Genomic DNA, 22001 nt, shown 5'->3' with positions numbered 1-22001 from the left:
ATTCACTCTTTTCCTATTTCCAATCCAAAAAGAAAAAGCATCCTTTTTCAAGGATGCTTTTTCAATCGCATTTAATTATGATTCAAATTGATAAAGTGGTGTACTTAAATAACGTTCACCGTTACTCGGGATAATAACAAGTACCTTTTTCCCTTTACCTAACTTTTTCGCAACTTCTGTTGCTGCATAAATAACTGCGCCTGAAGAGATACCAACTAAAATACCTTCCTCTTTAGCCACTCTTCTCGCATATTCAAATGCTTGCTCTGTTTTCACTTGAATAATTTCATCATATACTTCTACATCCAACGTCTCCGGAACAAATCCCGCCCCAATTCCTTGGATTTTATGTGGACCTGGTTTCCCCCCAGATAATACTGGTGAATCTGCAGGTTCTACTGCATAAATTTTAATATCTTTATACGCTTCCTTCAGCACTTCACCAGCACCAGTAATCGTTCCACCTGTACCAATACCTGCAATAAACGCATCTAATTGGTCGCCCATTTGTTCAATAATTTCTGGACCTGTTGTTAAACGGTGAATTTCTGGATTTGATTGGTTTTTGAACTGTTGTGGTATAAAGTAGCCATGCTCTTTCGCTAATTCAGTCGCTTTACGAATTGCTCCACCCATCCCTTCAGGACCTGGAGTCAATACTAATTCAGCACCGTAAGCACGTAATAAATTACGACGCTCAATACTCATTGTTTCTGGCATTACTAAAATTGCATTATATCCTTTAGCAGCCGCTACCATCGCTAAACCAATCCCTGTGTTACCACTTGTTGGCTCAATGATTGTATCGCCCTCTTTTAACAATCCCTTTTTTTCAGCATCTTCAATCATAGCTAGTGCAATACGATCTTTAACGCTACTCCCTGGATTCATAAATTCTAGTTTTAAGTATATATCTGCGCTGTCTGATTCTACGATGCGGTTCAACTTAACGATCGGCGTTTTCCCGATTAATTCTGAAACTGATTGTGCCACTCGCATTCCTGTCACTCCTAACACCGAGTATTTTTATTGGTTTTATCTATATTTAGATTTTGTCAGAAAATTCCCTGTTTGTCAATCTATTCGGAGGGTTAATCCCCTTATTACAAATTCTCAATTAAATTTGTAATATCTTCTTTAGAGAACTTGTATCGTTCATTACAGAAATGACAATGAACTTCTGTTTCTTCTTCTTCTTCACGAATTTGCTCTAACTCTGTTTTACCTAAACTAATTAACACACTCTCAATACGTTCACGTGAGCACGTACAATTAAATTGAACATCCATTGTTTCTAATACTTTTACTTTATCTTCTCCAAGGACTGCATATAGTAGCTCTTCTGGAGAAAGACCTTGTTCGATCAATGTTGATACAGGCGGGATTTTTTGCAAACGATCTTCAATGAATGAAATTGTTTCTTCCTGTGCGCCCGGCATAATTTGAAGGATAAATCCACCCGCCGCTAATACGCTGTCATCTCCATTTACAAGTACACCCACACCAACAGAAGAAGGCGTCTGCTCAGAAACTGCGAAATAATACGTGAAATCTTCCCCTAGTTCTCCCGAAACGATTGGAGATTGACCGATAAACGGCTCACGCATACCAATATCTTTAATTACTGTTACAAACCCTTCTGTACCTACCGCTTGATATACACGTAATTTCCCTTGTTCCGTTCCTTCAAAATCAACATGTGGATTCGTTACGTAGCCACGTACATCCCCATTTGCATGAGCATCTACTAAGATAGGGCCAATCGGACCATTACCTTCTACCTTAATCGTTAACTTTTGATCACCTTTTAACATCGCACCCATCATTGTACCTGCAGTTAAAGAACGACCAAGTGCCGCCGAAGCTGTCCTCCATGTATCATGACGTCTTTGTGCCTCACTTACTGTATTCGTTGTACGTACACTATACGCACGTACTTCTCCATCAAACGCTAACGCTTTTACTAAATAATCTTTCATACTTATTTATTCACCTTTCTCATGCTGTAAATTTGCATTACGCTCATATAACATATACAAGCCTTTTAACGTTAAAAATGGATCTACAATATCAATTACATTCGATTCTTCTGAAATTAATTTCGCCAATCCACCTGTTGCAATAACTTTCGGTTCTTGTTTAGCTTCTTCTTTCATACGCTTAACAATACCTTCCACTTGTCCTACATAACCATAAAGAATACCTGATTGCATCGCACTTACTGTATTCTTCCCAACAACACTGCTCGGTTTTGTAATTTCAATACGAGGAAGTTTTGCTGCCCTACTATATAAAGCCTCTGCTGAAATCATAATTCCTGGCGTAATAACTCCACCCATATAATGCTTTTCTTCATTAATATAACAATATGTAGTAGCCGTACCAAAATCAACAATAATAAGTGGACTTCCATACAATTGGATTCCCGCTACTGCATTTACAATTCGATCTGCGCCTACTTCACGTGGATTTTCATATTTAATATTTAGCCCCGTTTTTATTCCAGGCCCTACTACAAGCGGTTTAATTTTAAAATATTTTTCACACATACGTTCTAAAGCGAACATAATTGGTGGTACGACTGAAGACACAATAATACCTTTCACATCTTCAAACGAAAGACCCTCATGATCAAGTAACTGTTTTACAAGCATTCCATATTCATCTTCTGTCTTATGACGATCTGTTTCCATGCGCCAATGCTGACGAAGTTCCCCCTCTTCAAACACGCCTAGTACAGCATTTGTGTTCCCTACATCCAATACAAAAATCATATTCTCACCACTTATCTTATTTAATCTATATTTGTGTAGTATGTATAAAACTTATAAAAACATCATATCACACATACTTATATAATCAGCTTTCCTATCCTCATCATTTTACAAAAAGATTGCTCTCTATTTCAATTTTTAATACTAGTTTTACTTAAATTACTTTATCCACTAAGCCCTTAATAGTAATTAACAAAAATCTTAACAAACAAAAAAGGAGTGACGATAGTCACTCCTTCATTTCTTACTTATCTTCTTTATCTTCATCGTCTTTCTTCATATTGATGTTTACTTTCACATCATCTGAAGATGTTGGACGCTCAGGTAATCTGCCATAATCATATAAATGATTAATTTGCTCTGCGTCTAATGTTTCTACTTCAAGTAACGTTTTCGCGATAATATCAAGCTTATCTCGTTTTTCAGTAAGAATATGTTTCGCACGAGCATAACATTCTTTAATAATTGTTTGCATTTCCACATCAATTTCATGTGCGATTGCATCACTGTAGTTTTGTTCTGAATGGAAGTCTCTTCCTAAGAATACCTGACCACCTTGTGAGCTACCAAATTGCATCGGTCCAAGCTTATCACTCATACCGAATTCCGTAACCATACGTCTTGCAATACCAGTTGCACGTTGGAAATCGTTGTGAGCACCTGTACTTGCTTCACCAAATACAATCTCCTCAGCTACTCGACCACCAAGTAAACCAGTGATTTTATCAAGTAACTCTGGCTTTGTCATGAAGTAACGATCTTCCTTCGGAAGCATTACCGCATATCCACCAGCCTGACCACGAGGGACAATTGTTACTTTATGAACGACATCAGCTTCATCAAGAACAACACCAATTACAGTATGGCCTGCTTCATGGAAAGCAACGATATTACGTTCTTTTTCAGAGATAACACGACTTTTCTTAGCTGGACCTGCAATAACACGATCCGTTGCTTCATCGATATCACTCATATCAATCTTCTTCTTATCTCGACGTGCAGCTACTAAAGCAGCTTCGTTTAATAAGTTTTCAAGATCCGCACCAGAGAATCCTGGTGTACGAGTCGCAATTGCTCTTAAATTAATATGCTCATCAAGCGGTTTATTACGCGCATGTACTTTCAGTACAGCTTCACGGCCATTTACATCTGGACGATCTACTGTAATTTGACGGTCAAAACGACCTGGACGTAATAACGCTGGGTCAAGAATGTCTGGACGGTTTGTCGCAGCAATGATAATAATACCTTCGTTTGCACCGAATCCATCCATTTCAACAAGTAACTGGTTCAATGTTTGCTCACGCTCATCATGACCACCACCAAGACCTGCGCCACGTTGACGACCTACTGCATCAATTTCATCAATGAAAATGATACAAGGAGCATTTTTCTTTGCATTTTCAAATAAATCACGTACACGTGATGCACCGACACCGACAAACATCTCTACAAAGTCAGAACCACTGATAGAGAAGAATGGAACGCCAGCCTCACCTGCAACAGCACGTGCTAATAAAGTTTTACCTGTACCTGGAGGTCCAACTAATAGGACACCCTTTGGAATACGGGCACCAACTTCAGAAAACTTACGAGGGTCTTTTAAGAATTCAACTACCTCGACAAGTTCTTGTTTCTCTTCATCCGCCCCAGCAACATCTCTGAAACGAACTTTTTTCTTTTCATCATTATATAACTTCGCCTTACTTTTCCCGAAGTTCATAACACGGCTACCGCCGCCTTGAGCCTGGTTTAATAAGAAGAAGAATAAAATGAAGATGATGACAAACGGAATGATTGAAGTAAAGAATGTTACCCAAGCACTTGTTTCTTCTGCTGGTTGATACTTAACTTCGGCACCTTTCGCTTTATCATTGATTTTCTTTTGTAATTCCTCAGTATTTGGTGCATAAGTAACAAATTGTTCTCCTTGGCTAGAGTTATTGAATTGTCCTTTTACCTCAAATACACCATTTTTCGGTTGAAGTTGCACATTACGCACTTCACCGCTTTCTAGTTTAGTAATGAATTTGTCGTAGCTAACTGATGTCGTTTTTTGTGTCGAACCATTAAAATAGCTCACGATTCCAATTACTACTAAGAATATCAGTAAATAAAAGATGGTATTACGGAAGATACGATTCATTCCTAACCTCCTCTCACGGCATAAACACTATAGTAAATCGTAACATAGAAAAACTTTCCTATACAATTGTAAAGCCTGTATTTAATTAATTTGAGTAAACGCTTGGTTTTAATACGCCTACATAAGGAAGATTACGGTACTGCTCTTTATAATCTAATCCATATCCTACTACAAATTCATGTGGAACAGTAAATCCAACATAATCCGCTTTCAGATCAACCTTACGGCCTGTTGGCTTATCTAATAATGTAACAATTTTTACAGACTTCGCTTTACGATATTTGAATAAGTCTACTAAGTAGCTTAGTGTAAGACCACTATCAATAATATCTTCGACGATTAAAATATCGCGACCTTCTACAGAAGTATCAAGATCTTTTAAAATTTTCACTTCGCCTGTTGAAACTGTAGAGTGACCATAACTAGATACAGCCATAAAATCCATTTCAAGATATGTATCTGTTCTCTTTAATAAATCTGCCATAAATGGCATTGCGCCTTTTAATACACCAATTGCAAGAGGTACTGTGTTTTTATAATCCTCTGCAATAACTGCACCTAGTTCGCGCACCTTTTCTTGTATTTGTTCTTCAGAAATTAATACTTTTTCGATATCTTGATTCATCATTTCATTATCCTCCCGGAAGACTCCTTGCTTTTGTAGTGAATAATCATATATTTACCCTTCTTTGCCATCTCTTTCGAAATTGCAAATGCAGATCGCTTCAACAAGGGTACCCAAATAATGTTCCCACTTGCATCACAAACGACCGGCCATTCTTCTCTTTTTTCTTTTGGTACTTTCGCTTCGATAAAAATAGCTTTTATCTTTTTCGTGCCATCCATACCTTGTATTGACATGCGATCTCCATTTTCCCTAGAACGAATACGAAGTGGATATGATATATCATTATACTTAGCAACAAATACTGTTTCATTCATGTTACTTGGTATATCTTCGCTCACCTCTGTTACAAATTCATCCCCGTTCAATAGTGTAATGGTCCCGGGTACTGATAAATCTTGCAAAAAAGGAGAGACAATTTCTTGTTTAAATCTAAAGCTACACTCCTCGTATGTGCGAACAATTTTCAAATCACCTGGAAAATCAAGTGAACCTGAAGGTTGTGTCCGCTTAAAAAACTCAATCACCTTGTCAATATGTATAGAAGAAAGAGAAGATGGAATCTTATATTCATAAAGATAGTTTAATATTAGTTGAATCCCTCTTCTTTGTAAAGGCATAGACATGGATTCAAAGGCAGGAATTGATAAGCTAATTTGTTTATCACTTTTTTTTGTAATTACTTTATTCATTTTCTCAAAAGCTAATTCCTGCAAATAAGCCTCATCCTCTTGCATCTGCACGCTAAATTTTTGGAATTTCTCATGCATTTGTGGATTTTCTTCTTTTAAGTGAGGAAGGACATATTTACGTAATCGATTCCTTGTATATACTTCCTTTTTATTACTCGGATCTATACGTGGAATTAAATTTAGCTTATTACAGTAATCAACAATTTCTTCCTTCGTTACCCCAAGTAACGGCCTAATTAAATATCCATTATGAAAAGGACGCTTCACTGCAATTCCTGCATATCCTTTCGGAGTACTCCCTCTTACAAGACGCATTAAAATTGTCTCGACTTGATCATCTCCATGATGTCCAAGAGCAACATATCTTGCATCATATTTCTTCATTATTCTTTCCAAAAATGCATATCTGCATTCTCTAGCAGCAACCTGTGCATTCATTCCGTATTGCTGTTGATATTGTGATACATTAATCCTTATCGTTTCACAAATAATTCCCAGTTCTTCACAAAGGTCCTGCACAAACTGTAAATCCTCATGAGATTCATCACCTCTAAACATATGATCTACATGAGCTACTACAATTTCCAACTGTTTTTCCGCTCTTTTTTCTAATAAATAATATAAAAGGGCTAACGAGTCAGGACCACCAGAAACTCCCACAACAATTGTTGAATCATTCTTTAATACATCATGCTGCTTTACAAAGTCATCTACTTTTTCAACAAATGTATCTTTCAACTTCGCAATCACCTTTCATTAAACAAGAACAGCAACGTTAGTTACCTTGTCTATAATGGTACAACTTTTACAAACATTGTGCAAAAAAAAGATATACAAAAATTACATTTTTATCTTACATCCTCCGTGTATATTCATAAAATCAATAACATTACCTTTTCCCACAAAAAAACCTAGGTATTCACCTAGGTTTTTAAAATCAAATTATAGATAAACATTCCACTTATATTTTACTGCGCCTGCATTCCTACAATCGGAATCGTAGCCCACTTCGGCATATTTTTCTTCACTTTTGCCACCACAATAGTCATATCATCATTTATATAACCATCACAAGAGCGAATCACTTCTTCCATAATGATATCAGCAATTTCTTGCGGGTCTTCGGTTTGCAATTCTTTAATTTTCCGCTTCATCCATAATTCATGATTCTCTACATGCTGCGCGCCCTCAAAAATCCCATCGCTCATCATAATAAGGATATCGCCCGTTTTTAATTGTTCACCCACCACATCAACTTCAACATCTTCGATGATTCCCATCGGCAAATTACTTGCTTCAATTTTCAAAATATTATTCGCGCGTTTAACAAAACTCGGGGTTGATCCAATCTTTAAAAACCTAGCACTCGCATCCCGCAAATCTACCATAGCTAAATCTAATGTTGTAAACATCTCTTCTGTCGTTCTCAAAGAAAGAATTGAATTGATAGACTTAATAGCTATTTCTTCATCAATACCCGATTGGAGTATTTTTTGTAATAATTTCACCGTTTCCTTACTTTCCATATGAGCTCTTTGCCCATTACCCATACCATCACTAATCGCAAGTGCGTATTTACCAACACTTAAATCCATCATCGCATAAGAGTCACCCGAAACAAACCCACCGCCTTTTGCGGCTGTAGCCAATCCTGTATCAAGAGAATACGTCTTCGCCGAACCAAATGATATTAAACTGTGGCCATTCGGATAAGAAGACTTTTCTTCATGTTTAACGACAATATTTTCTTTAAGGATATCCGAAAGCATCGGTGCAACTAACTTTTCACATTCACCATGTTCATTAGATGCAACTGGAATCAACATTTCAATATCAATACTTCCTCTATCTAAACAATAAATATCAACATGCTCTACTTCGACACCAAAATCACGGAACGCTTGCATAATCTGCTCTTCCTGCACTTGATGATTTTCACGCTCTCGTTGTATTTCCTTAGCAAAATCTTCCATAACCTTTGATACACCTAATAGTTGCTCCGCTACTATTCTACGATTTTCCTTCATTTGTTTTCGCAATTTTTGTCCCTCATAGAAGTGATCTAATTCACCCGCTACTAAATCCGTCACTTTTTTCCCTCTCACACAATGCTTATCCCACTCACGAACTAATTTACGATTATGTTGCAGGGTTCCTTCTTCCGTTTCATTCATTATTTGTTTCATATAATCGTACGTTTTATCGAAATTCACTACCCAGCATTGATCCTTTTTAAAGCACGTTTGACATGTTTTCGCAGTAATTGTACTCAAAAACAAATCTGCTTCTGTCTCTTTATCTTCTTCCTCTACATACCCATATACAGAAAAACTATTAGATAAAGCAGCAAATACATTTGCGAATTGGTTGATTTTGTTCGCTGTAACATCACGCATCCTTCTTAAATATTGTTGTTGATCTTGCGAATGCTCTTGTGTACCTGGCATAAATTTAGCAATACGATCCAAAACAAGCTTTGGCGTTAATAAGAAGATAGCAATCGCTACACCTGACTCAATTAAAGTTGTTACAATATTTGTCTGCTTGTCTACATATAATGTGATTAAGCTTGTCCCTATTAATAAACCTAAACTAACACCTAAACGCTTCCCTTCTTTTAACAACCCACCAAGTAATCCAGAAAAAGCGAGAAGGCTAAGCTGAGACAAACTAGACACATTTGCTAAACTTAATATCAATCCTGTTACTACCCCCACTGTAGATCCTGTAGCAGCACCCGCAATAAATGCAAATACTAGTACTAAATACCTTGTAAAAATATGTTGAATAGAAGCATCATATACAAACCAATCTGTTGTACCCGTTAAAACAGATGCTAGTAATATAATCAAACAAACAATTTCTTCCGTCTCTAACGCCTGTTGCTTTCCTTTCCTTTCCACTAAAAGCGGGACACTTTGTAAAAATATCATAGTTAATACGAAACTAAGCCCAGCCTCAATGGTACTAACGAGTAAATCGTACATGGTGACAGTTTGTTGCGCAAAATATACAACAACTAAGTGTGCGGTTAATGCGGAGATAAATACTTGAAATGGAACAAGTCCAACGGTTTTACGTGTAAATCTACTAAAGAAGATATTATAAATGAAGAAAGTAAAGATAGATGCAAAAGTAAAAAACAAATTATCTATCGAGACTGAAAGAGCTCCTCCCATTAGAGCTAAAAATGCTAGCGGCATCTTATCCCGCTTCATAACATAAACAGCAGCAAAAAACGGTAGTGCAAACGGTAAAATATTTGTTAATATATATGCTCTTCCCAAAAGAAAACCAATAACAACAATAATAAATCCCCATCTAAAGAAAACTTGTTCGAATTTCATTCGCAACTTACTCGTCCACTTTATTCCTCCAAGCTGACTCTCATTCATTGCCAATGCACTTGTATTCATAGTATTCCTTCCTGCTTTAGGCATATTTTTAACACCACCTGCATAGTTTAATTACTGTCATTATAAAAGATGATTGTTGGGATTTTTGTCAAAACAACAGTTTTCACTTTTATAATCGTTCGACTTTTTATTCGAAATAACTCTACAGATATACACGGTATGTAAGTTATCCTTGATTTTTTAATTAAATATTCAGAAAATATAGGGTGATTTTGTAGAAGTGTTGTATGTCTTAATCCATTTAACAAAAAAAGATCATGCAAATTTGCATGATCTTTTTAGATGACCCGTACGGGATTCGAACCCGTGTTACCGCCGTGAAAGGGCGGTGTCTTAACCACTTGACCAACGGGCCGTTAAAATAAATATAGCGGCGGAGGGGATCGAACCCCCGACCTCACGGGTATGAACCGTACGCTCTAGCCAGCTGAGCTACACCGCCATGTCGTCGTATTTAACGGACAATTAGTATCTTACATCAGATATTATTTAAAGTCAACACATCTTGAAAACTTTTTTAAAATATATTTTCACATATAAAAAAGCACCCTGAGCCATCACTCTGGGTACCTCTCTATATGTTAAAAACTAAACGGCCTTATTATCCGCGACGTGCGCCACGGCCACCACGTTTAGACTCTGTGTTACGCTTTAAAGAAGTTAAACGATCTTCACTATCCTTTAAGAAGCGTGCCATCTTTTGCTCAAATGTTTCTTTTGGAGCTCGGTCGTTACCGCCACCACGATTATCTCTGTTGAAAGAGCGATTATTACGTTGTGGACGTCCAGAACGTTGTTGATCACCACCGCGTTGGTATTCACCGCGTGGACGATCTCCTTCTGTTTTTTCACGTTCTTTCGCTTTTTTGATAGATAAACCAATCTTTCCATCTTTTTCAACATTAATAACTTTTACTTCTACTTGGTCGCCCACTTTTAAGTGATCGTTAATATCTTTTACATAGTTATCAGCAACTTCACTAATATGAACAAGACCAGTTAAGCCTTCTGGCAGCTCCACAAAAGCCCCAAAATTTGTAATACCTGTTACTTTACCCTGTAACTTGCTGCCTACCTCGATTGACATAAAAAAAATGCTCCTCCTTAGTGGTTAAAAAGTCAAATTTTACTTTATTATATATAATCCTAAAATATAGTGTCAATAAGACATACTCTACTTCGAAACAGGAAAAATTATCTCCCCTTTACCAGAGAAGAAATAATCCCTTCTAGCAATCTTTAATACGTACTCTTCATCATTTAACTTTTGAACTTCGTCTTTTAGACTTTTTTCTTTATTCGTTAATGAATCCAGTTCTTTTTTCATGTCCTTAACTTTTGCTTCTTTTGCTTTAATGGAACTGTTTTGTTGATAAAACGTTACACTAATACTCGCAATAATTGTAAAAGTAAAGACAAGAAAAACCGCTAAACGGCGATAAAGTCGCTTCCTGTTCTCATCCGTTTGTATTATATGCTCTTTAACAGGATTTGGACTCTGTTTTTCGATTGTTCTTTGTCTCAGTTCCCTCATTTCCGAGGTCCCCCTAACTTCTTTTTTATACGCTCCCATATTTGGAAGATATGTCCCTTCAATTTTGCTATATATTGCAGGAACCCTATATGTTTCACTATAAAAAGTTTAACACGATTAGGGAGAAGTTTCCATATGAGCGAAGCAATAAATCGAACAGGCCAGAAAAAAACTTTCCATATGAAAAGTAATATCCAAATCACAATTTTCCATAACACATGTCCAATTGAAAGCAGTATACGAAATAAGAATAATATAAATGCAATAAATAGCTGCGCTATAATAATAACAGGTTTTATCATGAGTAGCTGTATAATTCGAACAAAAAAATATGTTGTTTGCATAAAAATATAGATGAGAAAATTTAACAGCTTCATGTATAGTGCTTTCAGTAAGCTTTGATATGCCGCAAAACCACATAACAATGCCAAAAACACATATATACGTAGTTCAGCTTCATTTACGAGAAGCAATACATAAAAGACGAATAATGCTTGGACAATCCAAAATAATATATCTTGTATAAATACAAGCCAACGTTTACGTTCTTGGCGCTTTAAAAAACGTTGATATGTATCTAAAGACGCTCCAATCCAAGCACCCATTCCAATCATTGAAAGCATTGTATACAACTGAATTGTTAGACTCATTTAAACAACTTACTAAAGAAACCTTTAGTTTTTTCCCCTTGATTTTCATCAATATACAGCATCTCATTAACTTTCCCTTTAATCGACACAATACCTTTTTCTACATCTAAATTTTTCATTTGTAAATTTTGACCACGAATCGTTAAAAAACCCATTACGGTCTCTAGCAAAAACTCTTCGCTATCAAAACTCTCTACCTGCTTCACACCGGTAATATCAATTATACGCCTGCCACGCATAATAATGTCATGTTCTACAGAAACATTTTGTTGATTAGAAGACGTAGGTGAGTAACCATTATTCACGTAAATCCCCCCATAGGTTTTTACTAGCTAATAGTAATGTATGAGGGGATACATGATTTTAGAACAAGCCTTCTTCCGCTTTTACTTTTTCTTCACGAACTAAGCTATACATATTTGCTGCATCTTCTTTTTTAGTTGTTTCTTTCAATTCATTTATTTTTACAGTCACTATTTTTTGACCAAAACGAATTGTTAATTCATCAGCTACTTTCACATCAGAACTCGCTTTTGCCACTTGACCATTAATAGATATTCTTCCTTGATCAGCTACTTCTTTCGCTAATGTTCTTCTTTTAATTAAACGTGACACTTTTAAAAACTTATCTAGACGCATATCAAATCCCCCTATTAACGCTCTGTTTGTTTCGCTTCTTCCCATAAAACATCTAACTGTTCTAATGATAAATCTTCCATCTCTTTATTCATTTCAGCTACTTTTGCCTCCATGTATAAAAAACGACCAGTAAATTTCTCATTAGTTGAACGTAACGCCTCTTCTGGATCTATTTTGTAATGACGGGCTATATTAACAAATGCAAATAGTAAATCACCAAACTCACCTAGCATCTTTTCCTCATCCATGTTTGTAACTTCTTGTTGGAACTCTTGCCATTCTTCCAAAGCTTTCTCTATCATCGGCTGCACATCAACCCAATCAAATCCAACCTTACCAGCTTTCTTCTGAATTTCAAAGGCGCGTAGTAACTGCGGCAAACTTTTAGGAACGCCATTTAAAACAGATTCTTTCACGAATCCTTTTTCTTGTTTTTTAATTTCTTCCCAATTGGCAATCACTTCATCCGCATTGTTTACATCCGTATTTCCAAATACATGTGGATGACGACGAACCATTTTTTCAGATAGAGTTCGAATGATATCATCTATAGAGAACCAACCTTCATCTTCTCCGATTTGAGCATGAAGCATAACTTGTAATAATATATCACCTAATTCTTCTACTAAGTGATCATCATCCTCTTCATCAATTGCTTCCAACACCTCATAAGCTTCCTCAATTAAATATTTCTTTAATGATTGATGCGTTTGCTTTTTATCCCACGGACAACCATTTGGACCACGCAGGTCTGCAATAATTTCTCTAAGAACATCAAACTGTTGATACAAGGACGCACGCTCCTGAACAGGTGGCACGTACACACTTGTTAAATTATTCAATTCCGTTTCATGATCTAACATGTACAACGGTACCTTCTTTACTTGTTCAAATGAAGTTCCTGCAGCTGTTACGATATACACTTCATAATCATCTGGCAACATCTCCATTAATGTTAATTTCACATCAGATGCAACGAATGCATCATATACTTGGCAAAAGATTAAATGTTGACGTAATTCTAATTGCCCTCTTTCAAATGATGTAGCATCAAGTAATTGAAATCCTTCAATCGGATCAATTTTTAGGCTTGCAAACATAGGATCAAGGAAACTTTGTCCACCCTCAATTCGCACTTCAACATTTGAAACGTCTCCTTTTTCCAACAATAGCTGAACTGTTCTTTCTGCTACAAGTGGATGCCCCGGAACCGCATAGATAATTTCTGTACCTTCAGCTTGTTCTAGCAATTTATTCGCAATTGTTTCATATACAATTTCAAACGTATCATGTGCTTCATATACAGCATCAAAAGCCGTATATTGTATGCCTTCTTTCTCCAATTCTTCTATAACTGGATGTTCCTTCGTTCTAACAAACAGATGATCTGCTTCTTTTATTTTTCGATATACACCCATCGTTAGCTGATCTAATTCACCAGCACCTAAACCTAAAACAGTAATGATTCCACTCACAACCTGTCACCTCTATCCACTCTTCTTCAATGAACCTTCTTTTTTCTCTTGTTTCATAACAGTTCCTAATTCTTTTTTTGTAAATACACGTAATTTTAAAATAAAAAACATATATGTCAATCCGCCGATGGCTACACCTAACAACGCTTCAAGCGTCGCGCTCGCTCTATGTTCCGTATCAATTACTAATCCAGACATCTGCAACACACGCGTGAACATCATTAATACAAATCCCATACAGATACCACTAATTACTACACCTAACATATTTCGCTTATTGATAAGTGACCCTGATACAGCTCTCATAAGCAACAAACTATTTAGTCCAGAAATTATGATTAACGCACATAAAGTCGCTAAGGCTGCCCCTTTCACACCAAAATAAGGCATGAATATATAATTTAACGCTAACTTTAAGCAACCTCCAAATACAACAAATAATGCTGGCTTAAATGTTTGTCCCAACCCTTGTAAAATAGAAGCCGTCGTAATTGACAATGAACTAAATAAAATAGATAAAGATAAAATAGATAAAACATCTGATCCATCACTATTTTCAAACAACATAATATTCGTAGGTTGAATAATACAAGTTAGTCCAATAGCTGCTGCAAATCCAATAACAAATGTTATTTTCATTGCTAACTTTACCTTTTCTTGAATAAAGGAAAGATCTCCTCTTTCCTTCGCCGCTGTAATAATTGGAATAAGTGATAACGAGAAAGAAGTCGTCACAACAGTACCTAATTGCATTAGCGGAATACTTCTATCATAAACACCCTTTAATACTTTTGCACTTTCAGCCTGTTCTCCCGCACCAATAAGTAAAGTGTACAAGGACATTGAATCAGCCATCTGTATAAAAATAAGCACTAAATTACTAACACAAATCGCTAACCCCTGCCAAAAAAGGATTTTAATTATCTTCCTTTTACCCTTAATTCTCGCTACACGTTTAAAAAATATGGAACGAAAATCTCGACGCATATACAACATAAGTACAATAATCCCAATAAGTCCACCCGCAATTGAGCCTAACATAGCCCCTGCACCAACTGTATATAAATCAAATCCGTGAGCAATTAGGAATAGCGATAAAAATACAATAATAGAAACTCGAATTGTTTGTTCTATTACTTGCGAAACAGCCGTTGGCATCATATTATTGAACCCTTGAAAATACCCTCTTGCTACAGACAAAAACGGCATCAATAAGAACGAAAACGAAATAACACGTAGCAACTTATCTAAGTGCATATCGCCCATAGCTATCGCGATTGTTTCGGCCCCAAAAAACAATGTAAAGAAACCTATAAAACCAATTCCTAATAAAAACCAAAAAGATACACAAATAATTTCTTCTGCTTCTTTCTGTTTTCCCCACTCTAGTCGTTCTGCAACCATTTTTGAAATGATAACAGGAAACCCATAAGTAGCTAAAATTAAACAAAATCCATAAAACGGGTAAATTTGTTGGTAAATATAAAAACCAATATCCCCTGCTATATTTTGATATGGAATACGGTAAAAAGCGCTTAATACTTTTGTAACAAAACTTGCAATCGTTAATATAATAGCCCCACGCCAAAAGGCTTGATACTTCTTCGCTTCCATACAAGAAAACTCCTTTTTCTATTCTCACCTCTCGTATTATATCATAAAGAAAAGTACAAAATCCCTTACCACCACGGGTAATACTAGGTCCCTACACGTTAAAAATATTCAACGAAAAAAGGTAGCAAAGCGCTACCTTCATTCAATATACATATATCTCCAAATAATTGATTTCTCAAAAAGAAAGATCATAATTAGGAAAGATTGCTACTTCTAAAATCAATATACCCTTACTGTTCCATTTGTTTCGCTAAGAAACTGGCAGCAGTATTAACCGCTTTATGCTCGATTTCGCTTATAATAGCTTCTTTTGAAAAAATAATGACGGCTCCAATTGGGTCTCCGTTTGCAACAATCGGTCCAACTGTATAAGAATGAACCTTTTCTGTTACACCATCGATAATGGAAATATCACTTTCGTCCGTCATAATAACAGACTTTCTTTCTTCCATCGTTTTTTCGATTAGATCGCCAACACTTTTATTTAAGTATTCTTTTTTCGATACGCCTGATACTGCGATGATAGAATCTCGGTCACAGACAAGCACATTATGTCCTAAGCTGTCATATAAAGCCTCAGCATATTCCTTTGCAAAATCACCTAGTTCACTAATTGGAGAATACTTCTTTAAAATTACTTCTCCATCGCGATCAACAAATATTTCTAGTGGGTCTCCTTCTCGAATACGTAAAGTTCTACGAATTTCCTTTGGGATTACTACCCTGCCTAAATCATCAATTCGACGTACGATTCCAGTTGCTTTCATTCTAATGCTGCCTCACTTTCTACTGATGATCAAAGTGGTGAATTTACCTGTTCATGTAAAAATCACCAACTGTTAGACATAGTATTTTACACATTAGTTCTTCTATGCACGTCGAATTGTATTTTTTTATCTTATTTTAGGCATTTATTACTTCTTTTTTCACATCTGGTAAGCCTTTTAATAAATTTTCAGCAATTGTTAACCACTTCGATGTCTCTAAGCCATTTGTTTTCATAACAATTTTCAATTGTGATCCTTCCATTCCTAGACCGATCATACGCCCAAAACTATTTCCGAGCATGAATAATTTTCCACCATCAATATTTTGACTTGCTTGTTCAGAAAACAGGAATGTTACTTCAAATTTATTCTGCTTAATTAACTCAATTTGTTCTTTCATTGCCAACACTTTAATATTTGCAATTTGTAATAAATAACCAACTTCTTGTGGGTAATCACCGAATCTATCGATCATTTCTTCCTGCAATTCTTCAATATCCTCAATTGCAGAAACACCTCTAAATTGTTTATACATCATAATTTTTTGCTTACTATCTGAAATATAAGCATCTGGTAAATATGCATCTACCTCTAAGTCAATTTCAACATTAACTGTATTTTCAGCCCCATCTGTTCCTCTTCGCTGTTCAATTGCATCTTTTAACATTTGAGAATATAGATCAAATCCGACAGAATCAATAAACCCATGCTGTTCTGCTCCTAACAAATTACCTGCTCCACGAATAGATAAATCTCTCATCGCAATTTTGAAACCAGATCCAAGTTCTGTGAACTCTTTAATTGCTTGCAGACGCTTCTCTGCAACTTCTGACAGCACTTTGTCACGTTTATAGGCAAAGTATGCATATGCAACACGATTAGAACGTCCAACACGCCCACGAAGCTGGTACAACTGTGATAACCCCATACGATCTGCATCAAATACAATTAACGTATTTACGTTCGGAATATCTACACCCGTCTCAATAATTGTTGTACTTACAAGAACATCATGCTGTCCTTCTAAAAATGATAGCATAACAGACTCTAATTCACTTTCGTTCATTTTCCCATGTGCGTACGTTACGCGAGCATCTGGAACTAACATCGAAATTTCATCTGCTTTTCTTTCAATATCCTCTACACGGTTATATAGGAAGTAAATTTGACCGCCTCTTGCAAGCTCTCGCTCTATCGCCTCTCGCATTAATGCTGGATTATACTCTACTACATACGTTTGGACTGGGAAACGATTTTCTGGCGGTGTCTCAATAACAGATAAGTCGCGCACACCAAGCATAGACATATGAAGCGTCCGCGGAATCGGAGTTGCCGTTAATGTTAATACGTCAACATTCGCCTTCAATTGTTTAATTTTTTCTTTATGCGTTACACCAAATCTTTGTTCTTCATCAATAATAAGAAGCCCTAAATCTTTATAAGTGACATCTTTAGATAAAATACGATGTGTTCCGATTACAATATCTATTGTGCCATCCTTTAAGCCCTTAATCGTTTCATTTTGTTGTTTTCTCGTACGGAATCTACTTAATAATCCTATATTGATTGGATAATCTTGAAAACGCTCTCGAATTGTTTCATAGTGTTGCTGCGCAAGAATCGTTGTCGGTACTAAAATTGCAACTTGTTTTTCATCCATAATTGCTTTAAATGCCGCACGAATAGCCACTTCCGTCTTTCCATACCCTACATCACCACAAAGGAGCCTATCCATCGGGCGTCCGCGTTCCATATCTTTTTTAATCTCGTCAATAGAACGTAACTGATCCTCTGTCTCTTGATATGGGAAAGATGATTCGAACTCTTGTTGTTCTGCCGTATCTGGCGTATATGCATAGCCTTTTGAAGCTTCGCGCTCAGCATATAGTTTAATTAGGTCATCCGCAATGTCTTGTACAGATTTTTCAACTTTCGTTTTAACCTTTTTCCAATCATTTCCACCTAATTTGTAAACTTTCGGATCCTTACCTTCAGACCCTACATATTTTTGGACTTGATCAATTTGTTCAATTGGAACGTATAACTTATCATTACCTTGATATTTAATATTTAAATAATCTTTATGAACACCATTAATCTCTAATGTCTCAATACCTAAAAATTTACCTATACCATGATTTACGTGAACTACATAATCTCCAACTTTTAATTCCGAATAACTTTTAATACGTTCAGCATTCGATAACTTTTGTTTACGTTGTGATTTTTTAACTTTCTTATGAAAAAGCTCCTTTTCAGTAATGACAACAAGCTTTTGCATCGGCATTTCAAACCCTGCATGTAAATCACCTACAGCAATTTGTAGCCTTCCAGGCAATAAGATATCTGTGCCTTCTACAATATCTGCCTCAATATCATAATCACTTAAAATATGTTGTAATTTCTTCACACGTTCATCATCTGTTCCAAGTACAACAGTCGTAAAATGCCCTTCATTCCATCTATCAATTTCTGTTTTTAACAAATTCATCTGTCCATGGAAATCTTGCATTGTTTTACATGTTACATTTACAATATTTTGCGGATGTGTGTGTGCGATATGACGCAAGAATAACGTTAAATATACAAAACTTCTTTTTTTATGATGAAGAAACCCCTCAAATGCGTGAGAGAAAGATAAATCTTGAATAATTGTTCCTTCACCAAGAAGTGATATATACCATTCCGCCTCTTCTGTTTCAAGATGTGATGCTGTTTCTTGAATACGGGAAATCTCATCTAAAATTACAACACCATCTTCTGGTAAATAATCTATCAGACTAGCAGGTTCTTTATAGAAAATAGATAAGTATTTAAACATCTGTTCTATACTTTGCCCGTTTTTCAACATCTCAATTTCATGACTTACCGTCTCAAGCACTGTAGTCTTTAGTTTATCATCAGAAAGTTTTTGCATCGTCTTAGTCAAACCTTCTTCAAGATGCTGAATTCCTGATTTTAATTCTTCCTGTGAAAATAAAAACTCTGTTGCCGGACCAAACCTAACGCTTTCTTTTTTACCTTGAGAACGCTGTTCATCCACATCAAATAATCGAATAGAATCGACTTCTGTATCAAAAAATTCAATACGAAATGGTAGTTCTTCAGTTAAAGGATAAATATCTAATATTCCCCCGCGCAAACTGAACTCTCCTGGAGCTTCTACCATCGACTTACGTTCATAGCCAATATGATGTAAAGTATGCAAGAGCGCATCTAAATCAATCTCTTGCCCTAGATTGATTTCAACTTGCTTTTGCTTCCACAATTCTTTTATTGGTAAAAATCTACGCAATCCTGCCACTGGCGCTACAATGATTCCATTCTCTCCCGCAGCCAAGCGATTTAACACTTCTATACGTTGCGCCTTCAATTCTGGACTTGCAACCCCAATTTCCGATGCTATCAGTTCATTCACTGGATATAGCCACACATCTTTTTCACCAAGTAACGCCACTAAATCTTCATGTACTTTTTGTGCTTGGTATAAGTTATGTGTAACGATTAATTGTGATTTTTTTGTTTTTTTATATAAAGCCGCCATTAATAATGAACGAGAAGACGTTGCCATCCCTGATATAAGTTGTTCTTTTAACCCATCTTCTAATCCATTAATAACCGATTGTATCTCTTCATTTTTATAAAATTGCTCTAATAAACCTATCATTTTTAAAACTCCTCTCAACATAAAGAGCAAGTCATTCTATTTTATGCAAATATTTTGGAAAAGGAAAACAGAAAAATGCTTTGGACATGCCAAAGCGACAACATTTTATTGCAGAAATTTTTCATACTCATAATACTCAGGATAAGATGCGAGCGTTTCTTGACACGATTCACAAATTGTTTTTATATATATATTTCCATTCTCATGAAAATGAATCATCTCTACTACTTCTTGCTCTGTTAGTTGAAATAAAACGTCGCTATATACTTTTTCTGCGTTAATGGAGCCTACATTACCTCCGCAGTGTCTGCAATAATAATACCCTTCCATACTAGCCTCCTAAAAATTCAATTACTACTAGTATGGGTAAAACAAAAGAGAAATATTCCCAATCTCATTTTTAACTATTGAAAGTATTCATGATTTGGAGAAAAGGCTTATTTAGCCACTCTTCACATGCATCCGCTGCTTTTTCAATAGAATGGTTAACATCCGGAATCTCTTCAGATGTAAAGCGTCCTAATACATAATCGACTACCTTCATTCCATTTTTCGGGCGATCGATTCCCATACGGATACGTTGAAATTCTTGTGTTCCTAGGTGCGAAATCGTTGACTTTACACCATTATGTCCACCAGCACTACCTTTCATGCGAAGACGCAATTTACCTACAGGAATGTCTAAATCGTCGTACATAACAACGAAGTCCTCAACATCAATTTTATAATAATCCATGAGTGGACGAATACTTTCCCCAGATAAATTCATATATGTTAGCGGCTTTAATAAGATTACCTTTTCTCCATTAACAAACCCTGCACCAAATACACCTTTAAATTTTTGTTCATTCAAAGAAATGTTCCAACGCTTCGCAAGTTCATCAATGGCCATAAATCCAATATTATGCCTTGTTAATTCATATTCTCTACCTGGGTTCCCAAGTCCTACTATCAATTTCATTCTTGTACCACTACTTTCTTTTTTCGATACGAAAAGACGTAACCAAAATTGGTTACGTCTCATTCTATCCAATTAATTGAATAATACACTCACAGATTCTTCTTCGTATACACGAATGATTGCTTCTCCAATTAATGGAGCAACTGAAAGTTCATGTACTTTGTCGATTTTCTTCTCTTCTGGTAATACGATAGAGTTCGTTACAACTAACTCTTTAATATTTGAATTTTGAATACGCTCAATTGCTGGGCCAGATAATACTGGGTGTGTACAGCAAGCATATACTTCAGAAGCACCGTTCTCAACAAGAGCGTTTGCTGCTAATGTAATTGTACCAGCTGTATCAATGATGTCATCAATTAAAATCGCTGTTTTGCCTTCAATATTACCGATAATGTTCATTACCTCTGATACGTTCGGGCGAGGACGACGCTTATCAATAATAGCGATTGGCGCTTTTAGACGATCTGCCATTTTTCTTGCACGAGTTACACCACCATGATCAGGAGACACGATTACGATATCTTTAAGACCTTTTGTTTCAAAGTAATCAGAAAGAATCGGTACACCCATTAAGTGGTCGATTGGGATATCAAAGAACCCTTGAATTTGTGGAGCATGTAAATCTAGAGTGATTACACGAGTTGCACCTGCTGTTTCAAGCAAGTTTGCTACAAGTTTCGATGTAATTGGTTCACGAGAACGCGCTTTACGGTCTTGACGCGCATAACCATAATAAGGAATAACAATATTAATTGTTTTCGCAGATGCACGTTTTAATGCATCGATCATAATAAGTAATTCCATGATATGTTCGTTTACTGGGAAGCTTGTAGATTGAATAATGAATACATCGCAACCACGGATACTTTCTTCAATGTTAATTTGAACTTCTCCATCACTAAAACGATCAACAGAACATTTTCCTAGTCCTACTCCAATATGCTTTGCAATCTGCTCAGCAAGTTCCTTATTAGAGTTTAAAGAGAATACTTTCAAATTAGAATTTAGATATTGAGTCGACATCTAGATTAACCCTCC

Annotated in this window: 19 protein-coding genes and 2 tRNA genes; all 21 read right to left on the bottom strand. The window is 36.1% G+C overall.

What is annotated here, in order from left to right; genetic code table 11:
• Positions 1–75: 75 nt before the first annotated feature.
• Positions 76–999 carry a cysteine synthase A gene (cysK, locus tag AC1Q8L_RS29500; protein ID WP_001261712.1) on the bottom strand — a complete coding sequence of 308 codons (924 nt, stop codon included), beginning with the start codon at positions 997–999 and terminating at the stop codon, positions 76–78.
• Between the two features lie 104 nt (positions 1000–1103).
• Positions 1104–1979 carry a redox-regulated molecular chaperone HslO gene (gene hslO, locus AC1Q8L_RS29495; protein WP_000656367.1) on the bottom strand — a complete coding sequence of 292 codons (876 nt, stop codon included), beginning with the start codon at positions 1977–1979 and terminating at the stop codon, positions 1104–1106.
• Positions 1980–1985: 6 nt separating this feature from the next.
• Complete coding sequence (locus AC1Q8L_RS29490; protein WP_000578365.1) at positions 1986–2774, bottom strand: type III pantothenate kinase; 789 nt, start codon at positions 2772–2774, stop codon at positions 1986–1988.
• 244 nt (positions 2775–3018) lie between these two features.
• Entirely contained in the window at positions 3019–4920 is a 1902-nt protein-coding gene (ftsH, locus tag AC1Q8L_RS29485; protein ID WP_001079669.1) for an ATP-dependent zinc metalloprotease FtsH, read from the bottom strand.
• Between the two features lie 85 nt (positions 4921–5005).
• Positions 5006–5548 (bottom strand): hypoxanthine phosphoribosyltransferase, encoded by a 543-nt coding sequence (gene hpt / locus AC1Q8L_RS29480; RefSeq protein ID WP_000981846.1) that lies wholly within the window; start codon positions 5546–5548, stop codon positions 5006–5008.
• Positions 5545–6975 carry a tRNA lysidine(34) synthetase TilS gene (gene tilS / locus AC1Q8L_RS29475; protein WP_000655457.1) on the bottom strand — a complete coding sequence of 477 codons (1431 nt, stop codon included), beginning with the start codon at positions 6973–6975 and terminating at the stop codon, positions 5545–5547. The genes hpt and tilS overlap by 4 nt, the downstream gene beginning before the upstream one ends.
• Positions 6976–7205: 230 nt before the next feature.
• Complete coding sequence (gene spoIIE / locus AC1Q8L_RS29470; protein ID WP_001123550.1) at positions 7206–9677, bottom strand: stage II sporulation protein E; 2472 nt, start codon at positions 9675–9677, stop codon at positions 7206–7208.
• A 259-nt stretch (positions 9678–9936) separates the two neighbouring features.
• Positions 9937–10008, bottom strand: a tRNA-Glu gene (locus tag AC1Q8L_RS29465).
• Positions 10009–10021: 13 nt separating this feature from the next.
• Positions 10022–10095: transfer RNA gene (locus AC1Q8L_RS29460), tRNA-Met, on the bottom strand.
• 159 nt (positions 10096–10254) lie between these two features.
• Positions 10255–10740, bottom strand: a complete 486-nt coding sequence (locus tag AC1Q8L_RS29455) for a S1 domain-containing RNA-binding protein (RefSeq protein WP_000021451.1) — start codon at positions 10738–10740, stop codon at positions 10255–10257.
• 87 nt (positions 10741–10827) lie between these two features.
• Positions 10828–11187, bottom strand: coding sequence for a cell division protein DivIC (gene divIC, locus AC1Q8L_RS29450; protein WP_001208739.1), 360 nt, complete (start codon positions 11185–11187; stop codon positions 10828–10830).
• Complete coding sequence (yabQ, locus tag AC1Q8L_RS29445) at positions 11184–11837, bottom strand: spore cortex biosynthesis protein YabQ (protein ID WP_000059781.1); 654 nt, start codon at positions 11835–11837, stop codon at positions 11184–11186. The genes divIC and yabQ overlap by 4 nt, the downstream gene beginning before the upstream one ends.
• Entirely contained in the window at positions 11834–12142 is a 309-nt protein-coding gene (gene yabP / locus AC1Q8L_RS29440; protein ID WP_001059104.1) for a sporulation protein YabP, read from the bottom strand. The genes yabQ and yabP overlap by 4 nt, the downstream gene beginning before the upstream one ends.
• A 58-nt stretch (positions 12143–12200) precedes the next feature.
• Positions 12201–12476 carry an RNA-binding S4 domain-containing protein gene (locus AC1Q8L_RS29435; RefSeq protein WP_001234876.1) on the bottom strand — a complete coding sequence of 92 codons (276 nt, stop codon included), beginning with the start codon at positions 12474–12476 and terminating at the stop codon, positions 12201–12203.
• A gap of 14 nt (positions 12477–12490) precedes the next feature.
• On the bottom strand, positions 12491–13951 hold the full coding sequence (yabN, locus tag AC1Q8L_RS29430; RefSeq protein ID WP_000014278.1) for a bifunctional methyltransferase/pyrophosphohydrolase YabN: 1461 nt from the start codon (positions 13949–13951) through the stop codon (positions 12491–12493).
• 12 nt (positions 13952–13963) lie between these two features.
• Positions 13964–15565: a putative polysaccharide biosynthesis protein gene (locus tag AC1Q8L_RS29425; protein ID WP_000387594.1), complete on the bottom strand. Its 1602-nt coding sequence runs from the start codon at positions 15563–15565 to the stop codon at positions 13964–13966.
• A 230-nt stretch (positions 15566–15795) separates the two neighbouring features.
• On the bottom strand, positions 15796–16332 hold the full coding sequence (gene spoVT / locus AC1Q8L_RS29420) for a stage V sporulation protein T (protein ID WP_000648306.1): 537 nt from the start codon (positions 16330–16332) through the stop codon (positions 15796–15798).
• A 136-nt stretch (positions 16333–16468) separates the two neighbouring features.
• Complete coding sequence (mfd, locus tag AC1Q8L_RS29415; protein ID WP_000579684.1) at positions 16469–19999, bottom strand: transcription-repair coupling factor; 3531 nt, start codon at positions 19997–19999, stop codon at positions 16469–16471.
• A gap of 105 nt (positions 20000–20104) precedes the next feature.
• On the bottom strand, positions 20105–20329 hold the full coding sequence (locus AC1Q8L_RS29410; protein ID WP_000399438.1) for an anti-sigma-F factor Fin family protein: 225 nt from the start codon (positions 20327–20329) through the stop codon (positions 20105–20107).
• A gap of 70 nt (positions 20330–20399) precedes the next feature.
• Positions 20400–20960: an aminoacyl-tRNA hydrolase gene (gene pth, locus AC1Q8L_RS29405; protein WP_000767702.1), complete on the bottom strand. Its 561-nt coding sequence runs from the start codon at positions 20958–20960 to the stop codon at positions 20400–20402.
• Between the two features lie 72 nt (positions 20961–21032).
• Positions 21033–21986, bottom strand: a complete 954-nt coding sequence (locus AC1Q8L_RS29400; RefSeq protein ID WP_000107420.1) for a ribose-phosphate diphosphokinase — start codon at positions 21984–21986, stop codon at positions 21033–21035.
• Positions 21987–22001 lie beyond the last annotated feature (15 nt).

The sequence above is a fragment of the Bacillus sp. GW823-FHT06A11 genome, assembly GCF_058795355.1.
The sequence above is the reverse complement of the archived record's forward strand: the minus strand, read 5'-3'. Positions and strand labels throughout refer to the sequence as shown.